General features: G+C 64.5%; 9 protein-coding genes. 8 read left to right on the top strand and 1 reads right to left on the bottom strand.

Annotation, left to right across the window (positions count from 1 at the left end; genetic code table 11):
* The 4 genes from R3280_RS14895 to R3280_RS14880 all read left to right on the top strand — a co-directional run.
* A partial coding sequence (locus R3280_RS14895; protein ID WP_318999401.1) for a methylenetetrahydrofolate reductase occupies positions 1 to 510 on the top strand: 510 nt, incomplete at its 5' end.
* Positions 511 to 715: 205 nt separating this feature from the next.
* A complete protein-coding gene (locus R3280_RS14890; protein ID WP_318999400.1) occupies positions 716 to 1,474 on the top strand; it encodes a transporter substrate-binding domain-containing protein in 759 nt (252 codons plus the stop codon).
* Positions 1,475 to 1,537: 63 nt separating this feature from the next.
* A complete protein-coding gene (locus R3280_RS14885) occupies positions 1,538 to 2,209 on the top strand; it encodes an amino acid ABC transporter permease (RefSeq protein ID WP_318999399.1) in 672 nt (223 codons plus the stop codon).
* Between the two features lie 28 nt (positions 2,210 to 2,237).
* Positions 2,238 to 2,984: an amino acid ABC transporter ATP-binding protein gene (locus R3280_RS14880; protein ID WP_318999398.1), complete on the top strand. Its 747-nt coding sequence runs from the start codon at positions 2,238 to 2,240 to the stop codon at positions 2,982 to 2,984.
* 15 nt (positions 2,985 to 2,999) lie between these two features.
* Here the strand turns inward: R3280_RS14880 and R3280_RS14875 are convergent, their stop codons facing one another.
* Positions 3,000 to 3,488, bottom strand: coding sequence for a DUF2505 domain-containing protein (locus R3280_RS14875; protein ID WP_318999397.1), 489 nt, complete (start codon positions 3,486 to 3,488; stop codon positions 3,000 to 3,002).
* Positions 3,489 to 3,690: 202 nt separating this feature from the next.
* Between R3280_RS14875 and R3280_RS14870 the strand changes: the two genes are divergently transcribed.
* From R3280_RS14870 to R3280_RS14855, 4 genes are all read left to right on the top strand, one after another.
* The gene (locus R3280_RS14870) at positions 3,691 to 5,040 is read left to right on the top strand and encodes an adenosylmethionine--8-amino-7-oxononanoate transaminase (RefSeq protein ID WP_318999396.1); all 1,350 of its coding nucleotides are present in this window, start codon (positions 3,691 to 3,693) and stop codon (positions 5,038 to 5,040) included.
* Between the two features lie 6 nt (positions 5,041 to 5,046).
* Positions 5,047 to 5,799 (top strand): 16S rRNA (uracil(1498)-N(3))-methyltransferase, encoded by a 753-nt coding sequence (locus tag R3280_RS14865; protein WP_318999395.1) that lies wholly within the window; start codon positions 5,047 to 5,049, stop codon positions 5,797 to 5,799.
* 49 nt (positions 5,800 to 5,848) lie between these two features.
* Positions 5,849 to 7,111, top strand: a complete 1,263-nt coding sequence (locus R3280_RS14860; protein ID WP_318999402.1) for an efflux RND transporter periplasmic adaptor subunit — start codon at positions 5,849 to 5,851, stop codon at positions 7,109 to 7,111.
* Positions 7,108 to 7,947: efflux RND transporter permease subunit (locus R3280_RS14855; RefSeq protein ID WP_318999394.1), on the top strand; the 840-nt coding region annotated here is incomplete at its 3' end. The genes R3280_RS14860 and R3280_RS14855, both read left to right, overlap by 4 nt.

Genomic DNA, 7,947 nt, shown 5'->3' with positions numbered 1-7,947 from the left:
GAGCTGGTGAGCTTCATCCGCGAGCACAGCGGCGATGCCTTCAACATCGAAGTGGCGGCCTACCCGGAGTTTCACCCCCAGGCCCGCTCCGCCGAGGACGACCTGAAGAACTTCGCCCGCAAGGTGGAGGCCGGCGCCAACAGCGCCATTACCCAGTACTTCTTCAACATCGACAGCTATTTCTACTTCATCGACCGGCTCGAGAAGATGGGCATCACCATACCGGTGGTACCCGGCATCATGCCGATCGTGAACTTCTCCAACCTGACCCGCTTCTCGGAGATGTGCGGTGCCGAGATCCCGCGCTGGATCCGCAAGCAGCTGGAAGCCTACGGCGACGACAGCGACAGCATCCGCAAGTTCGGCGAGGACCTGCTCACCGACATGTGCGGCAAGCTGCTGGACGCCGGCGCGCCCGGCCTGCATTTCTACACCCTGAACCAGGCCGAGCCCAGCATCAGCATCTGGAAAAACCTGGGGCTGGGTGAGCGCGACAAGATCGCATTCTGACCGCCCCGGTTCACAATCCAGGATCTTACCGACGCCGGCTCCAGCCGGCGTTTTTTATGGCCACAACAGAGCCAATCATTTGATTTTATTGCCAGATCCGCTCAATGGTCTAGACTGGTAAGGTTGCAGTGAACGACTGCCAAACTCGCGTGTGTCCCCACGAACACCTATCCCAGGGGCACCAAAACCAGTCAAGGAGACACAGATGAACAACAAATGGTTGACAGCTCTGGGCACCACTCTCGCCCTGTCCATGACGGCCTCCGCGGCCAGCGCCGAAACCCTCCGGGTGGTCACCGACCCCAGCTTCGTTCCCTTCGAGATGATGGATCCCGAGTCCGGCGAAATGATCGGTTTTGACATGGAAATCATCGCCGAGGTGGCCGAGCGGGCCGGCTTCGAATACAACCTCAATACCATGGATTTCAACGGCATCATCCCGGCCCTGCAGACCGGCAACGTGGACATCGCCATCGCCGGTATCACCATCACCGAGGAACGCCAGAAGATCGTTGATTTCTCCGACCCCTACTACGATTCCGGCCTTCGCATCCTGGTGCGCAAGGACAACGACCAGGTCAGCGAACTGGAGGACCTGGAGGGCAAGAAAGTGGGTACCAAAATCGGCAGCACCAGCTACGACTTCCTGACCGCCAACCTCGACCAGGACGAGGGCGTGACCCCCTACCCCGGCAGTTCCGACATGTACATGGCGCTGATGTCCCGCAGCATCGACGCGGTCTTCTACGACGCCCCGAACGTGGGCTACTTCGCCCGTACCAAGGGCGAGGGCAAGGTCAAGACAGTAGGCCCGCTGTACGAGGGCCAGCAGTATGGCATCGCCCTCAAGAAGGGCAGCACCTGGGTGGGCGATGTCAACAAGGCGCTCGCCAGCATGAAGGAAGACGGTACCTACAAGGAAATCTACGAGAAGTGGTTCGGCCCCATGCCGGAGGACCAGTAACGACCTGAACGCGCGCCGGGGCGACCCGGCGCAGCACTGACTTTCCCAGGGAGATAACGTCTCGTGGAATTCCAGTTTCAGTTTGACTGGCAGGCGGCGATCGACTCGATTCCGTTCCTGCTCAAGGGCATTCCCTACACCCTGCTGATTTCCTTCGGTGGCTTGGCCATCGGTTTCGTGCTGGGCATCATTTTTGGCTTGCTCAGCATCAACAAGGCCTGGTTCCTGCGCTGGCCCGCCACCGCCTACATCGAGGTCTTTCGCGGCACCCCCATCCTGGTGCAAGTGCTGTTCATCTTCTACGGCCTGCCGGACCTGGTAGGCTCCCCCATCGACCCGCTCACCGCCGGTATCGCAGCTATTGCGCTCAATTCCGGCGCCTACATTTCCGAGGTGGTCCGTGGCGGTGTGCAATCCATCGACCGTGGCCAGAGCGAGGCCGGGCTGTCGCTGGGGCTGTCCCGCAGCCAGACCTTCTGGTCCATCGTCTGGCCCCAGGCCTTCCGCCGCATGATCCCGCCGCTGGGCAACCAGGCCATCGTCAGCATCAAGGACACCTCGCTGTTCTCGGTGATCGGCGTGGGCGAGCTGGTGCGCCAGGGCCAGGTCTACATCGCCAACACCTTCACCGCCTTCGAGGTCTATTTCGTGGTGGCCATCCTGTACCTGTGCATCACCCTGTCGCTGTCCTTCCTCCTGCGCCTGCTGGAGAAACGCGGCGTGGCAGCCACCTGATCACAGACCCGAGCGGAGAGCGACCAAGATGACTCAGATCGTGAAAATGCAGGGCCTCAACAAGTATTTCGGTGACCTGCACGTACTCAAGAACGTTGACCTGACCGTGGAGAAGGGCGAGGTGGTGGTGATCATCGGCGCCAGCGGCTCCGGCAAATCCACCCTGATCCGCTGCGTCAACGGCCTGGAAAGCTACGAATCCGGCCAGCTGGAAGTGGACGGCCAGCAGTTGGCCCGCAAGGGCAAGAGCCAGAAGGGCCTGGCCACCATCCGCAAGGAGGTGGGCATGGTGTTCCAGCAGTTCAACCTCTTCCCCCACCTGACGGTGAAGCGCAACGTCATGCTGGCGCCGATGAAGGTGAAGGACGCCAGCAGCGACGAGGCCGCCGCCCTGGCCAACAAGCTGTTGGACCGGGTGGGTATCGCCAACCAGGCGGAGAAATACCCCTCCCAGCTATCCGGCGGCCAGCAGCAGAGGGTGGCCATCGCCCGGGCCCTGGCCATGGAGCCGCGGCTGATGCTGTTCGACGAGCCCACCTCGGCGCTGGACCCGGAAATGATCGGGGAGGTGCTGGACGTGATGCGGGAGCTGGCCCGGGAAGGCATGACCATGATGGTGGTCACCCATGAAATGGGCTTCGCCCGGGAAGTGGCGGATCGGGTGATCTACATCCACGAGGGCCAGATCGTCGAGGAAGGCAAGCCCGAGGCGGTGTTCGACAACCCCCGGAACGAGCGCACCCAGTCCTTCCTGTCCCGGGTGCTCAAGCACTGATGAACCGGCGCCACCTCAAAGCATCATCAGGGTGGCGTCGTATTCACTTTCGATCTTCTGGCGCGAGTCCTCGATGAGGAACTTCGCGATTTTCTTGCCCAGCAGGGGCACATCGCAGCGCACGTTCAGGGTGACCTCATTGACGCAGTCACTGGTGTCGCCCTGCAGCCGCATCAGGCCCTGGATCTTGGCGGGCACGCCATCGATCCGGACGCGGAACTCGCAGTGCCACTCGCCGTCGTCCTTGCGGAACCAGTGCTCTTCCTGGCGTACCTGGTTCCACTCGCGATGGAACGAAGCCAGCATCGCCGGCACCTCCACCGAGGTGGTCACCTCCCGCTCCACCACCATTTTTGCGGACTGGTCGTCACGGCTGACCTGGGCCACCCGCACATTGCGGGAACCCAGGCGCATGTTTTTCTCAAGGATCCGGTTTTCGTCGAAGAAGCTGCTCAGGACCCGGTCCAGACCGGCATTGTATTTGTGAATTATTTCCAGTTGCATCGCAAACCTCCAGCTCGTAGAGCATTGATTGTCGGGGCTTTGCCTGTGCCCGGCATTGGCCGCCCGCGCGAAGCGTCGGGGCAATGCAGTCAGCCGTCCGGACCACCCGGTGTCGGGCTGGCGCCCCGGGGCCCCGCACCAGTATCATGGGGCCCGGATCTACCCGCCGGCCAAGGCAGCCGGCAGCACAGGAGCAAAGCCAATGCGAAACGCGGACATCGTCGCCCGGGACCTCAAGTCGGTCTGGCACCCCTGCACCCAGATGAAGGACCACGAAACCCTGCCGCTGATTCCCATCAAGCGTGGCGAAGGGGTCTGGCTGGAGGACTTCGAGAGCAACCGCTACATTGACGCCGTCAGCTCCTGGTGGGTCAACCTGTTTGGCCACGCCAATCCGCGCATCAATGGCGCCATCCGCGACCAGATCGAGAAACTCGAGCACGTCATCCTGGCGGGTTTCAGCCATGAGCCGGTAGTGAACCTGTCGGAGCGGCTGATTGAGGTGACGCCGGCGGGCCTGAACAAGTGCTTCTACGCCGACAACGGTTCCTCCGCCATCGAGGCGGCACTGAAGATGAGCTACCACTACTGGAAGAACCACGGCAAGCCGGCCAAGAAGAACTTCGTCAACCTGTCCAACAGCTACCACGGTGAGACCCTGGGAGCCCTGGCCCTGGGGGACGTGGCCCTGTACAAGGACACCTACCAGCCGCTGCTGATGGAGGTGATCACCGCGCCCTCGCCGGATGCCTACTACCGGGAGCGTGGCGAGACCGAAGAGGCCTACGCCCTGCGCCAGTTCGAAGCCATGGAGAAGATCCTGGCGGAGCGCCACGACGAGATCTGCGCGGTGGTGGTGGAGCCGCTGATCCAGTGCGCCGGTGGCATGCGCATGCATCACCCGGTCTATCACACCAAGCTACGGGAAGCCTGTGACCGCTACGGCGTACACCTGATCGCCGACGAGATCGCCGTGGGCTTCGGCCGCACCGGCACCCTGTTCGCCTGCGAGCAGTCCGGCATCACGCCGGATTTCATGTGCCTGTCCAAGGGCCTGACCGCCGGCTACCTGCCGCTGTCGGTGGTGCTGACCACCGATAACGTCTACAACGCCTTCTACGACGATTACGAGACGATGCGGGCCTTCCTGCATTCCCACAGCTACACCGGCAATCCCATCGGCTGTGCGGTGGCCCTGGCCACCCTGGACATCTTCCGTGACGACAAGGTGATCGAGAACAACAAGCGCCTGTCCGCCTGCATGGCAGAATCGGTCGCGCACCTGGCGGATCATCCCAACGTCGGCGAGATCCGCCAGCACGGCATGACCCTGGCCATCGAGATGGTGAAGAACAAGGCCGACCTCACGCCCTTCCCATGGCAGGAACGCCGCGGCATCAAGCTCTACCGCCACGCCCTGACCCGCCAGGCCCTGCTACGGCCACTGGGCAACGTGCTCTACTTCATGCCGCCCTACGTGATCACCGAGGAGCAGATCCGCCATCTGGGCCAGGTCGCCACCGAAGGCATCGAAATCGCCGTCAAGGACTGATCAGGGATGCGAATTCCCCGTATATATACGCCGTCGCCGCTGGCCGAGAACCAGACCCTCAGCCTCGACGACGCCGCCACCCAGCACGTGGGCAAGGTGCTTCGGATGCAGCCGGGCCAGGTGCTGGTGCTGTTCAACGGCGACGGTTACGACTACCCGGCCACTCTGAGTGAAGTCAGCAAGAAAACCGTGGTGGCGGAGCTGGGCCCGCGCCAGCTCAACACCCTGGAGTCACCCCTGAAGGTGGCGCTGGGCCAGGTGCTGTCCAAGGGCGACCGGATGGACTACGCCATCCAGAAAAGCGTCGAGATGGGCGTCAGCACCATAGTGCCGCTGGTCAGCGAGCGCTGCGAGGTCAAGCTCAAAGGCGACCGTGAGGACAAACGCCTGCGGCACTGGCAGGGCGTGGCAGTGAGCGCGGCGGAGCAGTGCGGGCGGGCGGTGATCCCCAGCATCGAGCCGGTGATGAGCCTGGCGGACTGGTACGAACACGCCGACGGCTGCGACCTGAAACTGGTGCTGCACCACCGCACCGAGAAATCCCTGGCGAGCCTGGCCAGGCCGGCCCGGCTGGCCCTGCTGGTGGGCCCGGAAGGTGGCCTCAGCGAGGACGAGATCGCCGCCGCCGAAGCCGCCGGTTTCCTGCCGGCCGCCCTGGGGCCCCGGGTACTGCGGACCGAGACCGCGCCGGTGGCGGCACTGGCGCTGTGCCAGTGGCTCTGGGGCGACGGCGGTCAGGCCAACGATTACAAGCCCTGATCACAGGGGCTTTTTCAGAATTTCTGACGGGAAGGAAAGGCCCTTGGCAGTGTCCGCACATCGGTTGCTCAGCAAGCGAATCCTGGTTCCCCTGGTGCTGGTCCTGGTCACCGTACTGCTGGTCTGGCTGTTCAGTGCGCTCAAGCCCACACCGCCGGAAAAAACCGCCGAGGAGCGCACCTGGCCGGTTCGGGTCACCACCCTCGAGGCCGCCGCCCGGGCGCCGCAGTTGCGGCTGCTGGGCCGGGTCGAAACACCCTACAGCTCCACACTCACCGCCGCGGTCACCGCCAATGTAGCGGCGATTCCCGTACTTGAGGGCCAGGCCGTGCAGGCCGGCGAAATCATTGTCGAACTGGCCCGGGACGAAGTCGAGCTGCTGGTGGCCCAGCGCCAGGCCGATGTGGACGAACTCCAGGCCCAACTGGCCACCGAGCAGAACCAGTACCGGGCCGACCAGCAGATCGTGGAACGCGAACAGGAGCTGGTGGCGCTGGCGCGCCGGGCCCTGGAGCGGGAGCAAAGGCTGGCGGAGTCCAACCTCACCAGCCAGACCCGCATTGACCAGGCCCGCCAGGCCCTGCAGGCGGCGGAACTGTCACTGATCAACCGGCGCCTGGCGGTGGCCAACCACGACAGCCGGATGGCCTCACTGCAGGCCCGGCTGGAACGGGCCCGGGCGCTGCTGGCCCAGGCCAGGCTGGATCTGGCCAGCACCCGGGTACGCGCCCCCTTCGACGGCGTGGTCACCAGCATCGAGGCCAGCCCGGGGGAGCGGGTCCGGGCCGGCGAGGCCCTGGCCAGTCTCTACGCCACCGCGGAGCTGGAAGTGCGGGCCCAGATCCCCATGAAGCGGGTTGAGAACATCCGTCAGGCCCTGGCCCGGGGCGAGACGCTGGTGGCCACCAGCAGCCTGGGGGAGCAGCGTTTCGAGCTGGTACTGGACCGGCTCTCCGGCAAGGTGGACCCCGGTGCCGGCGGTGTCGACGGTCTCTTTCACTTCCGCCAGGAGCAGCCGCCGGTCACTCTCAACCGCAGCATCGACCTGCGCCTGAACCTGGCTGCCCGGCCCGACACCTTCACCGTGCCGGTGGCCTCCCTGTACGACGAGAACACCGTCTACCGGATCCGCGATGGTCGCCTGGAGCCGGTGCCCGTGACGATCCTCGGTGACCGCTTCGAGGACGGCAGCCAGCAGTTGCTGGTGCAGTCGGAGGTGCTCCAGGGCGGTGATCAGGTGCTGGTCACGCAACTGCCCAACGCGCTGCGGGGTCTGAAGGTCGAGGTGATCGAGGCGGAGCCGCTGCCATGAGCCAGGGGCCGGTCCCGCACCGGGAAGACCTGCTGGGCCGCTTCGCCCGCCACAAGGTGGCGGCCAACCTGCTGATGCTGCTGATGCTGCTGGCCGGCATCTACGCCCTCACCAACCTCAACCGCCAGTTCTTCCCCACCTTCGCCACTGACTTCATCACCGTACGGGTGGTCTGGCCCGGCGCCAGTGCCGAGGACGTGGCGCGCTCCATCACCACGCCCCTGGAGCAGGAGCTGCGCAACCTGGACAACGTCGAGGAGATGCGCTCCACCTCCACCCGGGGCTTCAGCAGTATCGTGATCGAGTACGAGGAAGGCACCGACATGGGCATTGCCCTGGACCAGGTCAACGAGTTCGTTGGCCTGGTACGCAACCTGCCCTCGGACGCCGAACGCCCGGAAATCTCCAAGGTGGTGCGCAACGAAGCGGTGGCGACGGTGGTACTGACCGGCCCGGTTCGGCTGGAGGCCCTGCGGCCCCTGGCCTATCGCTACGAGCAGGAACTGCTGGACCGGGGCATCGCCAAGGTGGACCTCGACGGCCTGCCGGAACGGGAAATCGCCATCGAGGTGGACAGCGCCACCATTGCCGAGCTGGGGGTTGCCCTGCCCACCATCGGCCAGCGGGTGGTCAGCCAGAGCCAGGACATCCCGGCCGGCACCGTGGGGGAGGAGGAGTCGGTGCGGGAGATCCGCAGCCTGGAGAAGGGCCGCAGTCCCGCCGATTTCGCCAACATGCCCATCGCCACCACCGCCGACGGCCAGCGCCTGACCCTGGGGGACATTGCCGAGGTGGAGCTGCGGCCCAAGGAAAACAGCGTCGAGATCTACTACCAG

Origin of the sequence: Marinobacter sp. (genome assembly GCF_033722195.1) — a bacterium.
Taxonomy (GTDB): domain Bacteria; phylum Pseudomonadota; class Gammaproteobacteria; order Pseudomonadales; family Oleiphilaceae; genus Marinobacter.
The sequence above is the reverse complement of the archived record's forward strand: the minus strand, read 5'-3'. Positions and strand labels throughout refer to the sequence as shown.

Excerpts from the sequence above, each read along its gene's own strand:
- R3280_RS14890 (WP_318999400.1), top strand. The coding sequence starts at position 716 with ATGAACAACAAATGGTTGACAGCTCTGGGCACCACTCTCGCCCTGTCC.
- R3280_RS14865 (WP_318999395.1), top strand. The coding sequence starts at position 5,047 with ATGCGAATTCCCCGTATATATACGCCGTCGCCGCTGGCCGAGAACCAG.
- R3280_RS14870 (WP_318999396.1), top strand. The coding sequence starts at position 3,691 with ATGCGAAACGCGGACATCGTCGCCCGGGACCTCAAGTCGGTCTGGCAC.
- R3280_RS14875 (WP_318999397.1), bottom strand. The coding sequence starts at position 3,488 with ATGCAACTGGAAATAATTCACAAATACAATGCCGGTCTGGACCGGGTC.
- R3280_RS14880 (WP_318999398.1), top strand. The coding sequence starts at position 2,238 with ATGACTCAGATCGTGAAAATGCAGGGCCTCAACAAGTATTTCGGTGAC.